Source organism: Virgibacillus pantothenticus (genome assembly GCF_018075365.1).
GTDB classification, from domain to species: domain Bacteria; phylum Bacillota; class Bacilli; order Bacillales; family Amphibacillaceae; genus Virgibacillus; species Virgibacillus pantothenticus.
This window is the reverse complement of record NZ_CP073011.1, coordinates 4,533,414-4,551,618: the sequence shown is the minus strand read 5'-3', so window position 1 is coordinate 4,551,618 and position 18,205 is coordinate 4,533,414. Positions and strand designations below refer to the sequence as shown.

Annotated in this window: 19 protein-coding genes; 13 read left to right on the top strand and 6 right to left on the bottom strand. The window is 39.0% G+C overall.

What is annotated here, in order from left to right; all coding sequences use genetic code 11:
• Nucleotides 1–531 precede the first annotated feature (531 nt).
• The 12 genes from phnG to KBP50_RS20980 all read left to right on the top strand — a co-directional run bounded on the left by phnG (nucleotide 532) and on the right by KBP50_RS20980 (nucleotide 11,311).
• Nucleotides 532–954 (top strand): phosphonate C-P lyase system protein PhnG, encoded by a 423-nt coding sequence (gene phnG / locus KBP50_RS21035; protein WP_050350744.1) that lies wholly within the window; start codon nucleotides 532–534, stop codon nucleotides 952–954.
• 128 nt (nucleotides 955–1,082) lie between these two features.
• Nucleotides 1,083–1,682 (top strand): phosphonate C-P lyase system protein PhnH, encoded by a 600-nt coding sequence (gene phnH, locus KBP50_RS21030; RefSeq protein ID WP_050350745.1) that lies wholly within the window; start codon nucleotides 1,083–1,085, stop codon nucleotides 1,680–1,682.
• Nucleotides 1,683–2,798, top strand: coding sequence for a carbon-phosphorus lyase complex subunit PhnI (locus KBP50_RS21025; protein ID WP_050350746.1), 1,116 nt, complete (start codon nucleotides 1,683–1,685; stop codon nucleotides 2,796–2,798).
• Nucleotides 2,791–3,657 (top strand): alpha-D-ribose 1-methylphosphonate 5-phosphate C-P-lyase PhnJ, encoded by an 867-nt coding sequence (locus KBP50_RS21020; protein ID WP_050350747.1) that lies wholly within the window; start codon nucleotides 2,791–2,793, stop codon nucleotides 3,655–3,657. The genes KBP50_RS21025 and KBP50_RS21020 overlap by 8 nt, the downstream gene beginning before the upstream one ends.
• Nucleotides 3,650–4,489: an ATP-binding cassette domain-containing protein gene (locus KBP50_RS21015; RefSeq protein ID WP_050350748.1), complete on the top strand. Its 840-nt coding sequence runs from the start codon at nucleotides 3,650–3,652 to the stop codon at nucleotides 4,487–4,489. Before KBP50_RS21020 ends, KBP50_RS21015 begins: the two co-directional genes overlap by 8 nt.
• Nucleotides 4,490–4,503: 14 nt before the next feature.
• Nucleotides 4,504–5,688: a phosphonate metabolism protein PhnM gene (gene phnM / locus KBP50_RS21010; protein ID WP_050350749.1), complete on the top strand. Its 1,185-nt coding sequence runs from the start codon at nucleotides 4,504–4,506 to the stop codon at nucleotides 5,686–5,688.
• Between the two features lie 17 nt (nucleotides 5,689–5,705).
• Nucleotides 5,706–6,428, top strand: a complete 723-nt coding sequence (gene phnL / locus KBP50_RS21005; protein WP_050350750.1) for a phosphonate C-P lyase system protein PhnL — start codon at nucleotides 5,706–5,708, stop codon at nucleotides 6,426–6,428.
• Nucleotides 6,418–7,230 carry a PHP domain-containing protein gene (locus tag KBP50_RS21000; RefSeq protein ID WP_050350751.1) on the top strand — a complete coding sequence of 271 codons (813 nt, stop codon included), beginning with the start codon at nucleotides 6,418–6,420 and terminating at the stop codon, nucleotides 7,228–7,230. Before phnL ends, KBP50_RS21000 begins: the two co-directional genes overlap by 11 nt.
• A gap of 308 nt (nucleotides 7,231–7,538) precedes the next feature.
• Nucleotides 7,539–8,582, top strand: coding sequence for a PhnD/SsuA/transferrin family substrate-binding protein (locus KBP50_RS20995; protein ID WP_050350752.1), 1,044 nt, complete (start codon nucleotides 7,539–7,541; stop codon nucleotides 8,580–8,582).
• A 309-nt stretch (nucleotides 8,583–8,891) separates the two neighbouring features.
• Nucleotides 8,892–9,656 carry a phosphonate ABC transporter ATP-binding protein gene (phnC, locus tag KBP50_RS20990; RefSeq protein ID WP_050350753.1) on the top strand — a complete coding sequence of 255 codons (765 nt, stop codon included), beginning with the start codon at nucleotides 8,892–8,894 and terminating at the stop codon, nucleotides 9,654–9,656.
• A 12-nt stretch (nucleotides 9,657–9,668) separates the two neighbouring features.
• On the top strand, nucleotides 9,669–10,454 hold the full coding sequence (locus KBP50_RS20985) for a PhnE/PtxC family ABC transporter permease (protein ID WP_050350754.1): 786 nt from the start codon (nucleotides 9,669–9,671) through the stop codon (nucleotides 10,452–10,454).
• The gene (locus tag KBP50_RS20980) at nucleotides 10,454–11,311 is read left to right on the top strand and encodes an ABC transporter permease subunit (protein ID WP_050350755.1); all 858 of its coding nucleotides are present in this window, start codon (nucleotides 10,454–10,456) and stop codon (nucleotides 11,309–11,311) included. Before KBP50_RS20985 ends, KBP50_RS20980 begins: the two co-directional genes overlap by 1 nt.
• Before the next feature lie 325 nt (nucleotides 11,312–11,636).
• On the opposite strand, the gene KBP50_RS22605 is transcribed toward KBP50_RS20980, so the two are convergent.
• The 6 genes from KBP50_RS22605 to KBP50_RS20950 all read right to left on the bottom strand — a co-directional run bounded on the left by KBP50_RS22605 (nucleotide 11,637) and on the right by KBP50_RS20950 (nucleotide 15,883).
• A complete protein-coding gene (locus tag KBP50_RS22605; protein ID WP_236691388.1) occupies nucleotides 11,637–12,206 on the bottom strand; it encodes a ferrochelatase in 570 nt (189 codons plus the stop codon).
• On the bottom strand, nucleotides 12,197–12,589 hold the full coding sequence (locus tag KBP50_RS22600) for a ferrochelatase (protein WP_050350758.1): 393 nt from the start codon (nucleotides 12,587–12,589) through the stop codon (nucleotides 12,197–12,199). Before KBP50_RS22600 ends, KBP50_RS22605 begins: the two co-directional genes overlap by 10 nt.
• A 431-nt stretch (nucleotides 12,590–13,020) precedes the next feature.
• On the bottom strand, nucleotides 13,021–13,380 hold the full coding sequence (locus tag KBP50_RS22595; protein WP_157858446.1) for an ABC transporter substrate-binding protein: 360 nt from the start codon (nucleotides 13,378–13,380) through the stop codon (nucleotides 13,021–13,023).
• Nucleotides 13,341–14,033: an ABC transporter substrate-binding protein gene (locus KBP50_RS22590; protein WP_050350760.1), complete on the bottom strand. Its 693-nt coding sequence runs from the start codon at nucleotides 14,031–14,033 to the stop codon at nucleotides 13,341–13,343. Before KBP50_RS22590 ends, KBP50_RS22595 begins: the two co-directional genes overlap by 40 nt.
• 17 nt (nucleotides 14,034–14,050) lie before the next feature.
• A complete protein-coding gene (locus KBP50_RS20955; RefSeq protein WP_050350761.1) occupies nucleotides 14,051–14,845 on the bottom strand; it encodes an ABC transporter ATP-binding protein in 795 nt (264 codons plus the stop codon).
• The gene (locus tag KBP50_RS20950) at nucleotides 14,846–15,883 is read right to left on the bottom strand and encodes a FecCD family ABC transporter permease (RefSeq protein ID WP_050351157.1); all 1,038 of its coding nucleotides are present in this window, start codon (nucleotides 15,881–15,883) and stop codon (nucleotides 14,846–14,848) included.
• Between the two features lie 267 nt (nucleotides 15,884–16,150).
• Here KBP50_RS20950 and KBP50_RS20945 point away from each other — a divergent pair, with 267 nt between their 5' ends.
• Nucleotides 16,151–18,046, top strand: a complete 1,896-nt coding sequence (locus tag KBP50_RS20945; RefSeq protein ID WP_050350762.1) for a PrkA family serine protein kinase — start codon at nucleotides 16,151–16,153, stop codon at nucleotides 18,044–18,046.
• The last annotated feature ends 159 nt before the right edge of the window (nucleotides 18,047–18,205 follow it).

Sequence of the window (18,205 nt, the reverse complement as noted above, 5' to 3'; positions counted from 1 at the left end):
GAAGAAAACCCCGCTGATTGAAGGTTCACTTTATCTTAAGTTGATTCGTTCCATTCGCTATGTTGCTAAACGGGCGCCCCGCACCTTTGTTCAAGAATAAGAAAGTATAAACTTAGGTGCTTATGGATAATGAAATAACCGAATAGTCACGTCCAGCTCCACCGCCCAGCAACTAGGCGACTTCACGAATCGCCCTACGATAAGTCATCATCGGTTCGTCGCCTCACCGTGATTCCTTTATCTCAGTTGATTCGTTCCATTCGCTACGTTGCTAAACGGGCGCCCCGCACCTTTGTTCATTCTAAAACTTTTCAGGCTTTGTTAGTGTATTAACAATGTGTATCCTCAAATAATAGTTTTTTATGTAAACTTGTCTCCAGTTGTAACCAATCCATTACAAAAAACTATCTCTTTAAGGTTATTCCGTTCTTTTCTTTGAATTATAAATAGTTATTTACAAAGACTTTACGATATTTTAAAACACAGCAACTTGGCAACAAGTTACTATGAGTTGTAAAGGAGGATGTATGCATGAAACGACGGAGAAGAACAGAGATTCTTGTTCAAGCGAATACCGATTTGGCAAAAAGCTTGGCATATCAAATTAAGCAGACATACACCTACAAGGAAATTGTAGCCCCGCAATATGGATTAACGATGGTAAAGATGCGGGAAAGCGCAAAAAAATCCTTATTCTATATTGGTGAAATGCTTGTTACGGAAGCAAAAGTGGAAATTAATGAGCAGATTGGCATTGGTGTAGTGCAAGGAATGCAAGATGATTTAGCAACAAATTTAGCTATTATTGATGCTGCCTACAATGCACAATTACCAGAAACATTAGCTTGGGCAGATGTCTTATTAGAAGCTGAAGCAGACATACATCATAAACGAGCAAAGCAGCAAGCAGAGCTAATGGAAACAAAGGTAAGCTTTGAAACTATGGATGTTTAAGTGCTTCACATATTAAGACTTGTACAGCGGTACTGTTTTTAATCAGTTGAAATATTTGCTAGTTAATAAACGAAACTAAGGAAGAAATTAGACAGCTTCTTAAAATATAAGATCAGGAGAGAGATTGTATGCCTATAGATCTAGTTCATGATTTACAAAAGGTGTATCGAAAAGTATTGGACAGCATGGCTCGTCCAGGGAAGATAGCTAATTTAGAAGAATTTGCAGAACGATTTAATTATGAGGTTGCGTGTTACAATACGACGTTACTGATTGCAATGACATTATTGGACGGAGAAGTATCGTTTCATGTAATTACGGAGAATAATCAGTTAGTAGAAGAAAAGATCGCCGCTTATACGTTGGCAAAGCATGCACCTGTAGAAAAAGCAGATTTTATTATTGTGTTAAAGGATGCTACAGATGCTTCAATTATTGAAGGGATGGCAGCCTGCGAAAAGGGAAACCTGATTGATCCGCAGCATTCTTCCACATGGGTAATGGAAAGCAGTGTTCTCCTATCTAATCAGACTCAGCTACGACTCACCGGTCCAGGGATTGAGAGCCATATTGATTTACATACCAGTTTATCGCCAAGCGTTTGGCAAGCTAGGAGCGAAGCAGTACAAGAATATCCGTTAGGAATAGACCTTATGCTAACGGATGATAGTTTGCAAGTTGCCTGTGTGCCTAGAACAACGAACGTTTCTGTACGGGAGGTGGAGTAAATGGGCTATGTAGCTGTCAAAGGTGGAACGAAGGCAATTGAGGCGTCCATTAATCGATTAACATATGATCGTTTAAAAGAAAGAGAAATCATTGAAGTTAAAACCATTATGGCTACGATGCGTGCACTTGTGGACCAAGTTATGTCTGAAAGTAGCCTATATTCGCCATTTCTAGCTGCACTAGCTATAAAGCAGGCGGAAGGGAGCATGGAAGAGGCAGTATTCATTATGCGGGCACACCGTTCTACGTTACCAAGACTTTATTATAGCAATATCGTGGAGTCCGAGTCGATGCTAGTAGAACGTCGTATATCTGCAAGCTTTAAGGATATTCCTGGTGGTCAAATATTAGGATCTACTACGGATTACACGCATCGTTTACTCGACTTTTCATTGGTTTCAGAAACACGATCAGAAAATGAGCAGTGGATTAAACAGTTTATGGAGCAGATGGAGCATGAAGTGGCTACATCAGGGGAAGTGGTTTATTTTCCAAAAGTAGTCGATTATTTGCGAGAAGAAGGCTTATTTGTAGCGCATGAACCGGATAATACGAGCCCAACAGATATTACGAAAGAAAATCTTTCCTTTCCAGCTTCCAGAAGTGCTAGATTACAGACGTTAACGCGTGGGCAAACAGGAGCAGTGACAGCACTTGGCTATGCTTCTTTACGAGGGTACGGTCAAGTTCACCCGACGGTTGGTGAGGTCCGTGTTGGAAAGCTACCAATTTATGTTGGTCATCCAAACGAACCGAACCAAACGGAAGAAGACAGCTACTATATTGGAGAAATTAAAGTTTCGGAAGTCGAGTCGTTTGTTCCTGTCTCTGTTAAAAACGAACAAAACGAGGAAGAATTAGATTTTGAGATTGGCTATGGCGTATGTTATGGGCAAAATGAAACAAAAGCAATTGCGATGAGCATTTTAGATCAATGTTTAGAGCATCCAGAGGCTAGCTTTCCAACGCATGATGAAGAGTTTGTTTTGCTGCATATTGATTCGGTGGAAGCAACCGGCTTTATATCGCATCTGAAACTCCCACACTATGTTACATTCCAGTCCAAATTGGATAGTGTTCGTGAAGTAAAAAGAAAGGGGGAGAACTATGAATAATACGACTCATTTTGCGTTTTTTGATGAAGGGTCTAAGAAGGAAATTCGTCGGACGACATTGAAGGCAGTAGCAATTCCAGGCTATCAGGTTCCATTCGCTTCCAGAGAAATGCCGATTGCAAGAGGGTGGGGAACAGGAGGCTTGCAGCTTACCTTATCATTAATCGGCAAAGAAGATACGTTAAAAGTCATTGATCAAGGTGCCGATGAATCGGTGAACGCTGTTAGCATTAAAAAGCTCGTGCAGCAAACAACGGGAGTTGAAGTAACCGATCATACAGAAGCAGCTTCCTTAATTCAATCCAGACACCGAATTCCAGAGGTCCCGCTAACAGAGGAGCAAATTTTAGTGTTACAGGTTCCAACACCTGAGCCATTACGTGATGTAGAAGCAAGCGAATATGTAACAAAACGCTTGCATGCTGAAGAAGAATATAGTGGAGCTTGGCTCTTGTTATTTGAACAAATTATGAAATACGGGAAAACAGCGACAGGTGCGGATCATCCAGTATACGTAAATGGTCGTTATGTCATGGCACCAAGTCCAATTCCAAGATTTGATAATCCGAAAATGCATATATCCAAAGCATTGACATTACTCGGAGCAGGCCGAGAAAAGAAAATTTACGCTGTTCCGCCTTATACAGATGTCACATCCCTTGCATTTGAAGACTATCCATTTGCAGTGGAAACATTTGCAGGTCATGCATGTCATTTATGTGGTGCAACAGATGTTTTCCTTGATGAACTCGTTGATGAAGCAACAGGCATAGCTTATTATCAGTGTAACGATACCAGCTACTGTATAGATAGATTGAACAGCCAAGAGCAAGTGGAGGTGGAACATCATCATGCGTGAAGAGCCTATATTGCGTGTACGCAACTTAAATAAACAGTTTGGAAGAGGATGTGTCCATTGCCGCGATAAAGGGAAGCGACAGTTGGAGAAAAATTATTGCCCAACTTGTGGAACAGTTTACGCGTGTCAGGATGTTTCGCTGGATTTATTTCCAGGAGAGATATTAGGAATTGTTGGCGAAAGCGGCAGTGGAAAATCAACGATGATGCAATGTCTTTATTTTGATGCTTCCGTTACTTCTGGTGAGGCTTATATCCATAACGGAGAATTAAATGGTCAAAATGTATTTAAACTGTCACAACAGAAAAAACGATATATTCGCAATCACAAATATGGGATGGTTTATCAAAATCCGGTAAACGGACTGAAGATGAATTTTTCTTCCATGGGAAATATTGCCGAAAAGCTTATTGCAGCTGGTAACCGAAACGTAGCTTCTATGGAAAGAACAGGACATCAACTGCTTGAGCATGTGCAAATACCACTGTTTCGATCAAAGGAGGAACCACAAAATTTCTCTGGTGGAATGCAACAGCGGGTGCAAATTGCAAAGGCCTTGTCGAATAATCCACCGATTTTATTTTTGGATGAGGTTACAACAGGGTTAGACTTGTCTGTTCAGGCAAATGTGCTGGATTTAATTAAGGAAATTCAACGGGAATGGGGCATTAGTATGATCGTAGTTTCCCACGATCTGGCAGTTATTCGCATGTTAGCGGATCGAACGATGGTAATGCTAAACGGTTCCGTAATCGAAGAAGGTTTAACGGATCAAATCTTAGAAGATCCACAACATGCTTATACGCAACGCTTAGTTTACTCGTTATTATAGGAGGGGCACGTACTGTGTATGTTATTCATAATGGAAAAGTGATTACAGAAGAAACGATACTTGAAGGTCACGCTGTCCTTGTAAAGGGGGAGACTATTCAAGCAATTATTCGAGAAACAGAAATCGATAGCTATCCAGAGGCTAAAAGAATGAATGCCAACGGTGGCTATATTTCTCCAGGCTTTATCGATATCCATTCAGACTATATTGAGACGGTGGCTTCACCACGCCCAACGAGTATGATGGATTTTAATATTAGCTTAAGAGAAGCTGAAAAAATATTAATTGGTCACGGGATTACAACGATGTTTCACTCGTTATCGTTTTATCGCGAGGACGCTTTTGACCATAAACCGATTCGGCAGCCGAAACACGTACAGCGGATGGTCGATGCGATTGCGAATACACATCATGAATTACATTTAATTCGCCATCGATTACATGCTCGCTTTGAAATCGACAATATTGCAGAAGTCGACCAGTTAATCCGTAATATTGAAGCAGATAAGGTACATTTATTATCATTTATGGACCATACACCTGGTCAGGGGCAATATCGAGATTTAGAAGTGTATCGGGAAACATTGTTAGGTTACCGTGATTTATCTGATGAGGCTGTACAGACGATTATTTTGGAACGGCAAAACGTAGAATGCATGACCATTGAACGCATACAAGAAGTTGCTGAGCTAGCGATAGCCAAAGGAATAGCAGTAGCCTCTCATGATGATGACAATATAGATAAGCTTCATCTCGTAAAATCTTTCGGAACGACGATTAGTGAGTTCCCAATCACACTGGAGATTGCCAAAAAAGCAAAAGAGCTTGGACTGAAGACGATAGCCGGTGCACCTAACGTATTACTCGGAGGATCTCATTCAGGGAATTTATCAGCAGCCGAAGCAATAAGAGAAGATTGTATTGATATTTTATGTAGTGATTATTATCCAGCAGCTTTGCTACACGCTATTTTTTCCTTAAGTGAAACGCACGGAAATGATTTACATGACATGTTTATGAAAGTAACCCTTAATCCAGCCAGAGCTGTACGAATGGATGATGAAATAGGATCGATAAAGCCAGGAAAAAAAGCAGATATGATTGTTATTGAGCGAATGGATGACGGTTATCCCATGTTAACTGCAACGATGGTAAACGGTGTATTAATGACAACAACGAATTACCGTATGAACGAATGAAAGGGAGGTACCATTAAATGGCAATGCTGCAAGTAAAAGACTTTGGCAAACGATTTACCATTCATCACTTGGGCAAAACGAGGCAAGCAGTTGAACATATTCATTTTTCATTAGAGCAAGGAGAATTTCTTGGTGTTGTCGGTAAAAGCGGCAGTGGTAAATCAACGATCTTAAAAAGTATTTATCGTACGTACCGTCCAGATACAGGAAGCATTATTTATGATTCTGCACGTTATGGGTTAATTGATTTAACCCATGCAACAGAACGGGAAATCCTTTATTTACGAAAGCACGAAATCGGTTATGTATCGCAATTTTTAAATGTGATGCCTCGGACAACATCGCGGGAGCTTGTTGAGAAAGCATTGTTGGAAATGGGAGCAACAGAAGCAGATGCAAAATTGGAAGCAGAGAAGGCTTTAACACATTTTGAATTGGATCAGAAGCTTTGGGATAATTACCCGAATACTTTTTCCGGTGGAGAAAAGCTGCGGTTAAATATCGCCATGGCTACTGTCAAAAAACCACGACTTCTATTACTTGACGAACCAACAGCCAGCTTGGACCAGCAATCGAAAATAAAGGTACGTGAGATTATTGAAAAGCTGAAAGCAAGTGGAACGACATTAGTTGGTATTTTTCATGATATAGAATTTATGGATGGCTTATGTGATCACGTCTTTGATATGCAATTCAGCCCAGATAAAGCTGTTAAAGAAGGCGTTATTCATGAAAGCTGATCTTCATGTGCATAGCACGTATTCGGATGGTTCCGATCATGTAGAGATGGTACTAGCACAAGCGAAACAACGCGGAGTGACACAAATCAGCTTTGTTGATCACGATAGCATAGATGGTCTTAAAGAAAAACAAGCTTTAGGGAAAAATTATGGTATTGAAGTGATCCCAGGCATTGAAATTTCTGCTTATGATTTTAAACGTAATCGAAAGGTACATGTACTTGGATATGATTATCACCCGGAGGCAAAAAATATAGCAGCAATCTGCCAAACGGTCCGAAGCAGGCGACAAGCCCATACGCTATGGCAAATCAAACAGCTTAATCAGCATGGCTATTCTATTGACCCGCAAGCGGTGATTAAAGCGGCACGTCCAAGCGAAACAATTTATAAGCAGCATGTTATGCAGCAAATCACGTTAGCGCCCTACGCTTCCTCTACTTATCAAGAGCTGTACCGTAAGTTGTTTAAAGGAGAAGGCCCAGCCGCAGGTGATATAGAATACGTTGACGCTTTTCTTGCGGTAGAGGCAATTGTTGCAGATGGTGGTATTGCTGTTGTTGCCCATCCTGGCCAGCTTAATTCGTATGATATCATTTCGGAACTTGTGGAGGTTGGTTTAGGAGGGATTGAAAGAAATCATCCTGATCATACGACAGAAGATCATCAACGTGTAGAAGCATTAGCTAAGCAGTACGAGTTAGTAATGACGGGAGGAAGTGACTATCATGGCAGTTTTGGCGCTCCAGTAGAGATAGGTGCTATTACAAGTCCTTCCTTTTTGTACTATAGGATATTATAAGATTTTCAAGGTTTATAGTATAAGAAAAACTACAGCTTTCGGCATACAGATTTGGGATACCAAGTCTTTCTGACATCTACATTTGTAAATTGAATTTTTAATTATATTTAGGGAGTGTAAAGTTACTAAATTAAATGTAAAAATGTTGTAAATATAAACCTTATTCAGTTAAGTTGTGTTTTAATAGTAGAGGGAAAGCAGGCTAGCTCGTCATAAGGAGGGAATGCTCGCTTACGCAATAATTTATAAAGAACTTCCATTCTAAGTGTCTATGCTATCAAATAATCTATGAATGAAGGAGCGTTATCATGAAGAAGACGTTAATTAAATTTGGTGTTTTGCTTTTATTAGCTGTATTTGCGGTAGGATGTTCAAAAGGAAATGCTAGTAGTGAAAAAGAAGAAGCAGAAGTAGATGATGTGATTGATGTTGTTTGGTATCCAAACGAATCTGGGGAAGATTTGAAATCCTCTCGTGATGAGATTGGAAGGGTCATCGCTGACGCTACTGGAAAAAAAGTAGAGCACCATCTAACAACAGATTATGCGATTGCAATTGAGACATTAGTAAATAATAACGCAGACGTGGCGTTTATGGGTGCACAAGGATACATCGAAGCAAATAAAAGCAACGATGCCATTCAGCCAATTGTTGTTCCAACTGGCCCATCTGGTACGTTAGATGATGCCGTTTATCACAGCTGGCTTGCGGTAAATGTGGATGATCAGGAAAACTATAAAAAAGATGGGGAATATTCATTGGATACGATAGCGGATAAGAAATTTTCGTTCGTTTCCAACAGCTCGACTTCTGGCTTTAAAGTACCTTCAGCAAGCATTCTTGCGCACTTTACAGAACAAGAGGAGTATAAAGACTTAACCGAAGAAGACTTAATGGAAGGTGGACCGCTTTTTTCTCAAGTACTTTTTGGGAACTCCCACCAAGGTTCGGCAGTTAATTTACTGGATGGGAATGCGGATGTAGCGGCATTCTGTGATACATGTGTGGAAAACTATGTAGAAGTTGCTGAAGGCGAAGAAAATAAAGAGGGGTCTGTTTACAAAGTAAAAGACGATGCTGCGCAGCCATTTAATAAAGTAGCTGGAAAAGAATTTACGTTAATGAGTGTGACACCTGTCCTTAATGCGCCATTTGCAGCAAACATGGATACATTAGGTGAAGAAGACTTTAAAAAATTGCAAGAAGCATTAAGTGCAGATGAAGTTGCTAATAATGAAGGAATTTTTGTACCAGAAGACTCAGGAGAATCAGCATTATTCTTTAAAACGGACAAAGAACGATTTGCGCCAGCAGAGGACAAGTGGTTTGATCCAATCCGTGAGCTTCAGTAATCAAATAGCCATGTAGAGTATATCTAATCCAATCGGGATACTCTACAGGCAGATTCATCCCATATGTAAGTGTCTTAAAACTACCGCTTGAAGGCTGAAAGTCGAAACAAAGAAGTCAAAGCGGTAGTAACGACACTTAAACACCCAATTCATTGGGTCCGTAAGATGTTGCTCACGTGAGGCGTGACACGTGGAAAAAGTGTTCTTCTTTTTTCCAGGATGCCTGCGTTTTTAGCCTTTGTTCTACTTCAATCAGTGGGAAAGAAAACCAAGTTGATGAAGTTTCATTATATAGGAGGGAGCCTACCCATGGCACTGTTACAAATTGCAGGACTTAGTAAATCGTACGATAACGAAACAAAAGTATTAAAAGATATTTCTTTTAACGTCGAGGCTGGAGAGTTTGTTTCCATTATTGGTCCATCTGGTGCAGGAAAATCTACACTATTACGCTGCATTAATCGAATGGTCTCGATTAGTAGTGGGGAAGTTATTTTTGATAACGCACAAGTAACTAGTATGAAAAAGCGTGCATTACGACAGCTGCGCACGAATATCGGCATGGTGTTTCAGCATTATAATTTGGTTCCACGTTTAACAGTTATTGAAAATGTGCTCCATGGACGTTTTGGTTATAAGTCTACTTTGCAAGGTGTGCTAAGCAGATTTACGGAAGCAGAAAAAGAGCAAGCTTTTTATCTGCTTCGTAAGCTTGGCATCGAAGAGCATGCTTATAAACGTTGTGATCAGTTGAGCGGTGGACAGCAGCAAAGAGTGGGTATTGCTCGTGCACTTATTCAAGATCCAAAGCTCGTCCTCTGTGATGAACCGATTGCCTCACTTGATCCCAATTCTTCGAAGATCATTATGGATCATTTAAAGTCTATCACTTCTGAATTAGGGATAACTTGTCTAGTCAATTTACATCAAGTGGAAGTAGCGCAGCAATATTCCGACCGAATTATCGGTTTGAATCAAGGGGAAGTCGTATTTGATGGTTCAAATTATCAACTGACAGAGGATAAAATTAATCGTATTTATGGTACGCAAGTGCGAGAATTAATTACAGTGTGAGGAGAAATTAACGTGAGTGAAAAGGTGATGCAAAAACGCAAATGGCAAACGACGATTGCTCTGTCCATTATCATTGCAATTACGTATTTATCTGCAGCAATAACGAATTTTAACTTCATTGACGGCTTAGCAGCGTTTCCGGCGGCGATTGGATGGATGTTCTCTCATTTACTTATTACGCAAGAATCGCTAGAAAAGCTGCCAACAATTTTAGGAAAGTTAAATGAGACCATTTTTATGTCCATTGCGGCAACGACAACGGCTGCAGTAGTTTCTATTTTTCTAAGCTTAATGGGATCGAAAACGACGAGTGTCAATGGCTTTTTAAGTACGTTTGCTCGCTTTATTGCATCCGTATCACGTAATATTCCAGTCGTTGCTTGGGCGTTGATTTTGTTACTCTCCTTTGGGCAAAATTCAATAACTGGCTATTTAGCTTTATTTGTAGGAACGGTCGGATTTTTAACAAGGGCGTTTATTGAGTCCATTGATGAAGCAAGTCATAGCGCTGTTGAGGCGCTGACTGCTACAGGAGCAACGTATTTTCATATTGTAAATAAAGCAGTGTTACCCCAGAGTTTACCGCAAATGATTAGCTGGATTTTATTTATGATTGAAACGAATATCCGCAGTGCAACACTAGTAGGCATTTTAACAGGGACAGGCATTGGGTATACATTTGATATGTATTATAAATCAATGAACTATAATGCGGTTGCGCTCGTCACCTTCAGTATTGTTATTGCGGTAATCATCATTGAATTAATTTCAAACTATATACGGAAGGTGATTATGTAATGGAAACAGTAATGAAACCAACGTATATAAAACGCAAGAAAAATGGACGGATATCGATCAAGGCGGGGAGCAAGTCAGAGCGGGTCATTCGTTGGACGCTTGTTCTGTTTGTTGTTTTAACTATCGCGGCATTTATGTTCTTTGATTACACAGGGCTTGAGCTATGGTCCGCGATCATAGAAACAGGACAAAATTTAAAAGTGATGTTTTTTCAACCAGCACTAAATCATTTTACTTGGGCTGAAGCATTGTACCAAGTTGGTGTGACCCTCGGACTAGCTGTATTAGCTACTGTAATTGGATCCGTAATTGCCTTTTTCTTAGCATTAATGGCTGCGACCAATTTAACAAAGGAATGGATTACAAAGATCGTCCGCGTCATTGTAGCATTTATCCGTGCAGTTCCGACCGTATTATGGGTACTCATCTTCGCTATTGCTGCTGGACTAGGGAGTGAAGCTGCCGTATTAGGAATGCTGTTTCATTCCATTGCGTATTTAGTAAAAGCTTTTTCAGAGGCTTTTGAAGAAGTAGATAAGGGGATCTTGGAAGCATTAAAAGCAACAGGATCGAGCTGGTGGCATGTTGTCACACACGGTATACTACCTTCTACGTTTACATATTTATTATCCTGGACATTCCTGCGCTTTGAGATTAACTTCTCAGTAGCTGTAGCTATGGGAGCTGCTGCTGGTGCAGGTGGTATCGGCTTTGAACTGTTTATGGCATCGGGATTTTACTTTGATCTTCGAGAAGTTGGGTTTATCACGTATGCTATCTTATTGATTGCGATTATTCTCGAAGTGGTTTCAACCCGATTGAAAAATCGCTATTTTCCATCCAATGTACGTAATTAGAAGGCATATGATTAAAACTTCATTTAGTAGGAGTTTTTCTTCTATTTATTATGGATGGTGAGCATCACAAGGGTGTGACCTAAGGTCCTTGCATTTAGGCGCCGTTTTCTCCCAATTCTCTCTTTTTTAATCATCATGCCCTTGAATTGGAAGTCTTACAGCACCTTACATGGAGGAAAAGTTGATTCTTTATTAGCATCCGGGGTTACCCCGTCGGTTTTTATAGTAGAGTTCCGTCCAGAGATAATTATTAAAGGAAAGAGCCTGATGCTCCTGAATAAAATACAGCAACTTGAAATGAAAGGTAAGTTGCTGTATTTGTGGATTATTTAGATAAAAATGAAGTTAGTGCCATTTTGTCTAAAACAATCTGTTTTAAAGCCATTATAAAATCAAATGAATCGTCTAGCATAGCAGTTTGGAAAAATTCGATATTCCATTTTCTACAGATAGGTTGAATATCGAATCTTATATCAAAAGTAGTCTCCACGTTTGATGTTAAAGACAAGAGTTCACACACTACCAATCCTTGGCAGCCTTGCTGGGCTTCTTGTTCAATTACTTCTTTAATATCTGGTCCTAGCCATGGTCCTCCATGAGTTCCTGCGCTGCGATAAGCAATGCGCCATTGCGTTATATTTGCTTGTTTAGCAATAAGTCTAGCTAATTCAGTAAACTGTTTCACAAATGCGTGATGTGTATCCTGTTTGCCAGGTAAACTATGTGAAGTGAAAATAACTAAAGCATGGTCTTTCCCTTGATATGGTAGCCAATCCCACGCTGTTTTTACGCGATTGCTTAATACGTTTATAAGTGATGTATGGTTATGCCAATTCTCCATATCCAGTACTGGAATATCACTATTTAGTTGTTTTAAGGCGTTTTTTACAAGAATTTGGTAATAAACAACCCCTGTTTTTGAATGTAATGGTTTAATGGGGAATGTAATGGTTTAATGGGGAATGTAATAATTTTAGTGACACCATCTTTAACCATTTGTGTAACAATGTCTTTTACAAAAGGACTAGTATGTTTGTTTGCAACATACCCTTTTACTGGTTCTTTCAAATGAGCTTGTAATGTACTTGCAATTGCTTTCATTTGTCTTTGTGTAATACTTCCTAACGTGTCGCCGATACCAATTTGTCTAAACTGATTTTTTAATTGTTCCACTTTTTTCGGAGGTTGTTTTTTTCCGTGATGAATATGTGTATAATATGTTTCTAAATCATCTAGTGAAGTTGGGGAACCATAAGCAAATGTTATAATACCAATCAATAAGAATCCCTCTTTCATATTTGTCTAGAACAAAGGCGCCGGGCACCCGTTTAGCAACGTAGCGAATGGAACGAATCAACTAAAGATTTAGGAATCATGCCACTAAAAACAGGGGTATGACGACGCCTGAGCGGCAAGCCCGTTTTTAGTCGGCCTTCCTCTTTGCGACGAACCGATGAGGCCTTATCGTAGGGCGCATTTCTAAAGTCGCATCGTTGCTGGGCTCATGCGCCGGACGTAGCTAGTCGGTAATTTCGTTGTCCCCAAGTACCTCATTTTATACTTTGTATGAAAAAAACGCTATTTACCATTATATAACTTATTTATTTTAGGTAGTATTTCAAGAATCTAAACATTATATAGCAAAATTTTTCATCATAGATGGTGGCTTGCGCTCTTGGCGAGCCATGGTGGTTTCATCTTTTAAAAAATTAATGCTTACCTTTATTTAACCAATCTGCTAATTCATCTAACTGCTCAACAATAAATCGATTCGGTTGGGATATATCTTTTGCTTTCATTTGTTTTACATTTCCATTTTTAACTGCTGCCAAGGATTGAAACCCATCAGACTCAATAAGTTCTGTGAATTCATCACTTGTCGCACTCCACTCTACAAGAATAATGTAGTCAGGGTCTATCTCGATAATATGTTCAATAGAAGCGGGGGAGGTTTTATCTAATTCTAAAACATCAGAACCCGATTTTCCTCCAGCAAGTTCAATTAAATCATAAGCTATACTAGAAGGCCCTAAAATATATGGTCCTGTATTTGAACCAACTTGAGACAACATGAGTACGTCGGTTTCTTATCCTTATTGTTAGCGGTTTTCTGTACCTGGTCTATTTTCACTTGCATATCTGCAACGACTTTAAAAGCCTTCTCCTCTTCGCCAATAAGCTGACCAATTTTTTTATAATTATCCATTACATCTTGTATGGTTGTCCATCTATTAAAAGAAGCCAAAGGAATTCTTGCTTTCATTAGCATTTCATTAGCATCTTCTTCAGCTCCATGTGTAAGTGTTAATAAAATCAGATCAGGGTCATAGGACAGGACTGTTTCTGGGTCAAGAGAAGTAGCGCCTTTTATTTTGTTTTTAATCAACTTAGCTTCTTCACTGAAATGAGATAGATTTTCTTGTTCCATTGTATCCGTAACAGTAACTATAGACTCTGGGCCAGTTAGATCCATAACTACTTCTGCAACATTTAATGAGAGAGCTGCAATTTTGTGCGGTTTTTCTGTTAAGTTTATTTCTTTACCTTCTATTGTAGTTGTTATTGGAAATGGATCACTGTTTTGGTCTTTATTTTCCGAGGTAGTATCAACCTCCGTTTCTTTTCCCTTTGCATTTGGAGATTCATTATTGTTACATGCAACCATAATGAGCATCAAAACTAACCAAAGTACTACTAATAAACTTTTTAAATAACGTTTCAAATTTATCCATCCTCTGTTCATTTAGTTAAAATTGTCTTATGGGATAAAGCCGTTACATAGTAGGCTCGTATGAGCGAATCATAGCGAATGGACGAATGTACGTCATAGCTTTTATAAATATGATCAGATGTTAAGACCGTTTCTGGGGTTCCTGCTGCTAGCACCGCGCCATTTGTAAGTAATACAAGCTGATTGCAAAATCTCGCTGCTAAATTTAAATCGTGTAATGCAGCTATGATTGTAACTCCCTTTTGTGTTAATTGCTTTAGTAGTCCTAGAACTTGCAGCTGTCTGTTGATATCAAGTGCAGATGTAGGTTCATCTAAAATTAAAATATTTGTTTCTTGCGCCAAAGCTTTAGCAATTAACACCAATTGAAGTTGCCCACCAGAGAGCTGATTTGCATAGCGATAAGCAAGATGAATAATATTCGTTTGCTGCATTGCTTGTTCAGCAATCTTATAATCGATAGCACTTTCTAATCCAAATCTAGGAATATGTGGATGCCTTCCCATCAAAACGATATCTCTTACAAGAAAATCAAAATTTAATGAAGTATTCTGTGGTACATAACCAATCATTTTCGCAATATCCTTTGTAGGGTATGTAGTAATTTCTTTTCCTTTTAAAGTAACACTTCCATTCTGATAAGGTACTAACCCTGAAACGGCTTTTAACCAGGTGGATTTTCCCGATCCATTCGGACCTATTAATCCAATGAAATCACCGTCATGAGCTGTTACGGATACATTTTTTAAAACATGTTTATTTCCAAGGTGAAGAGAAATTTGCTTTGAGGTAAGTTTTTCCATTTAGATCCTCCCTTTTCTTGACTTTACCACGAGCATCAAAAAAATTGGCGCTCCAACTAGTGCGCAAACTACGCCTATTTGAATAGTAAATGGCTGTATCATCATTCGTGATACAATATCTGCTAAAACTAGAAAGGATGCTCCTCCTAAGGCGCTCGCTGGTAATAGGAAGCGATGGTCGGATCCAAACATCAGCCGGATAGTATGGGGAACAACAAGACCAACAAAACCGATCGTCCCACTAACTGCCACCCCTGCACCTGTCATTAAAGCAGTTAAACTAAGTAAAATATACCTAGTTCTGCGTACGTTTACTCCTGTACCTTTAGCTTGTTCATCACCTAGTAACATTAAGTTTAATTCTCTGGAAAAAACAGAAGCAAGTATCATAGATATAATAATGATAGGGCTGATTAACATGACATGATCCCAAGTGCGTGCTTCAAGACCACCTTGTAACCAAAACACGATACTCCGTAATTCTTGCTCAGTAGGAGCACTTGCAATGAGAATACTCATTACAGCAGATAAGAATAGATTTACTCCGAGTCCAACAAGTAATAAAGTAGCAATGGAAGTTTTTTTACTTAATTGCCATACTAGTACTACTAAAAAGATGGCTCCTAGTGCACCTATAAAGGCTGCTAAAGGTAAAATCCACATGCTATATTGTGTTAATCCAAAATAAAGTACAATCACTGCAAATACTGCTGCACCACTTGATACTCCGATGTATCCTGGCTCTACTAATGGATTTCGGAATAGACCTTGCATAATAGCGCCAGATATGCCTAAAGCACCTCCAACCAATGCTCCAACTAAAACTCTTGGGAGCCGAATATCCATAATTACAATTGCATTTCGCTCAACAACATCTATCCCTGTTTGCATATGGAATTGTTTTAAAATAATAGAAATAGTTTGTTTAAATGGTATATTTACTGGCCCAATTGAGTTAGAAATAATTATTGTTGCTACTAATATTAGGCATAAAAGAATGAAAAAAGAGAGATTATTCTTTTTTCTTTTTTTATACATAGATATTTGATTTGCAGTTTCCTTTACTTGCACTGCAATATATCATCCTTTCTTTTTGAATTAGGAATAATTGTTTACCTAGTTTATTTTTTTTGCATAAAGTAAACTTTGAGGAAAGTCTACCAATTATAAAATTAAATGTCAAGATCAAATCATATGAAAATGTGTTTAAACTTCTACTAGTCAGTGCAATTTCAATCAGGTCTGGCATCATAAAACCCCTTCATGCATAGGCTATATTAATCGATCACTGGATGGAGGAATGAAATGGATATTCTTAATAAAGTGAAGCAGCATCGCGAAGAAGAGCAGCAGTTGAAGTGGGAAGGGACATTCGGTGAGTATTTAGAATTGCTTAAACAGCGTCCAGAAGTAGCGCAAACTGCTCATTCACGAATTTATAATATGATTAAAAGTGCAGGTATTACGGAACGAGATGGCAAAAAAATGTATGATTTTTTTGGAGAAGAGATATTTGGTTTAGAAGAGGCTATTGAGCGATTAGTGGAAGAGTATTTTCACCCTGCAGCAAAGCGACTCGATGTACGCAAACGGATCTTATTACTGATGGGACCAGTAAGTGGTGGAAAATCCACAATTGTTACTATACTGAAACGAGGGTTGGAAAAATATTCACGTACGGATGAAGGCGCTATATATGCAATAAAATCGTGTCCCATGCAGGAAGACCCCCTCCATCTGATTCCACCCCATTTACGTCAAGACTTTTTTGAGGAATATGGAATACGCATTGAAGGAAGTTTATCACCGTTAAATACGATGCGTCTAGAAAAGGAGTATGACGGAAAAATTGAGGATGTGCGAGTGGAACGAATTTTTCTTTCTGAAGATAAGCGGGTAGGAATTGGTACTTTTAGTCCGTCTGATCCAAAATCTCAAGACATTGCGGATTTAACCGGGAGCATCGATTTTTCTACGATTGCTGAATACGGTTCGGAATCGGATCCGCGTGCGTATCGCTTTGATGGCGAGCTGAATAAAGCCAATCGAGGAATGATGGAGTTTCAGGAAATGCTCAAATGTGATGAGAAATTCTTGTGGCATTTATTGTCATTGACACAGGAAGGGAATTTTAAAGCAGGTCGCTTTGCGCTAATAAGTGCGGATGAATTAATTATTGCTCACACGAATGAAGCAGAATACCGTTCTTTTATTGCAAATAAAAAGAACGAAGCATTGCATTCGCGAATTATTGTCATGCCGATCCCCTATAACTTAAAAGTAAGTGAGGAAGAACGGATTTACCAAAAAATGATTAACGAAAGTGATATGGCACATGTGCATATCGCACCACATGCGTTGAAGGCAGCAGCTATTTTTTCAATTTTAACAAGATTAGAAGATTCTAAGAAACCAGGTGTGGATTTAGTTAAAAAAATGCGCCTCTATGATGGAGAAAGTGTGGAAGGCTTTAATCAAGCAGATGTAGACGAGTTAAAGAATGAATTTCCTGTGGAAGGGATGAATGGCATTGATCCTCGCTATGTGATTAACCGAATTTCTTCGGCAATCATTCGGAAAGATGTCCCTGCTATTAATGCGCTAGATGTGTTACGTTCGCTAAAGGAAGGCCTTAGTCAGCACCCATCCATTTCCAATGAAGATAAGGAAACGTATATGAATTACATTTCTGTTGCTAGAAAGGAATACGATGAAATAGCGAAGAAAGAAGTGCAAAAAGCGTTTGTCTATTCGTATGAAGAGTCCGCGAAAACATTGATGGATAATTATTTGGATAATGTAGAAGCGTATTGCAATAAAAATAAATTGAAAGATCCTTTGACTGGTGAAGAAATGCATCCAGATGAAAAGCTGATGCGTTCCATTGAAGAACAAATTGGCATTTCAGAGAATGCCAAAAAAGCATTCCGTGAAGAAATCCTTATTCGAATATCAGCTTATGCCCGGAAAGGAAAACGCTTTGATTACAGCTCACATGAACGATTACGAGAAGCCATTCAGAAGAAACTATTTGCTGATTTAAAAGATGTGGTTAAAATTACGACATCTTCCAAAACGCCAGATGAATCTCAATTGAAAAAGATTAATGAAGTGATTGCCCGTCTAATTGATGAATATAGCTATAATTCTGTTTCCGCAAATGAGCTGCTGCGTTACGTAGGCAGTTTGTTAAATAGGTAATGAATCCATACTCATAGCATCCTCTTTTGGATATGTATCTGAAAGAGGGTGATTTTGCTAACTTTTTTTCTGTTTTGTCACCAATTTTTGTCCAAATAGTCGTAATAATTCAATAATAGGAGCGGTTATGCATAGGATATAGAAACGCATGATGAAAAG

Coding starts and splice junctions, on each gene's coding strand:
- phnG (WP_050350744.1), top strand. CDS start 532: ATGAAACGACGGAGAAGAACAGAGATTCTTGTTCAAGCGAATACCGAT.
- phnH (WP_050350745.1), top strand. CDS start 1,083: ATGCCTATAGATCTAGTTCATGATTTACAAAAGGTGTATCGAAAAGTA.
- KBP50_RS21025 (WP_050350746.1), top strand. CDS start 1,683: ATGGGCTATGTAGCTGTCAAAGGTGGAACGAAGGCAATTGAGGCGTCC.
- KBP50_RS21020 (WP_050350747.1), top strand. CDS start 2,791: ATGAATAATACGACTCATTTTGCGTTTTTTGATGAAGGGTCTAAGAAG.
- KBP50_RS21015 (WP_050350748.1), top strand. CDS start 3,650: ATGCGTGAAGAGCCTATATTGCGTGTACGCAACTTAAATAAACAGTTT.
- phnL (WP_050350750.1), top strand. CDS start 5,706: ATGGCAATGCTGCAAGTAAAAGACTTTGGCAAACGATTTACCATTCAT.
- KBP50_RS21000 (WP_050350751.1), top strand. CDS start 6,418: ATGAAAGCTGATCTTCATGTGCATAGCACGTATTCGGATGGTTCCGAT.
- KBP50_RS20995 (WP_050350752.1), top strand. CDS start 7,539: ATGAAGAAGACGTTAATTAAATTTGGTGTTTTGCTTTTATTAGCTGTA.
- phnC (WP_050350753.1), top strand. CDS start 8,892: ATGGCACTGTTACAAATTGCAGGACTTAGTAAATCGTACGATAACGAA.
- KBP50_RS20980 (WP_050350755.1), top strand. CDS start 10,454: ATGGAAACAGTAATGAAACCAACGTATATAAAACGCAAGAAAAATGGA.
- KBP50_RS20955 (WP_050350761.1), bottom strand. CDS start 14,845: ATGGAAAAACTTACCTCAAAGCAAATTTCTCTTCACCTTGGAAATAAA.
- KBP50_RS20950 (WP_050351157.1), bottom strand. CDS start 15,883: ATGTATAAAAAAAGAAAAAAGAATAATCTCTCTTTTTTCATTCTTTTA.
- KBP50_RS20945 (WP_050350762.1), top strand. CDS start 16,151: ATGGATATTCTTAATAAAGTGAAGCAGCATCGCGAAGAAGAGCAGCAG.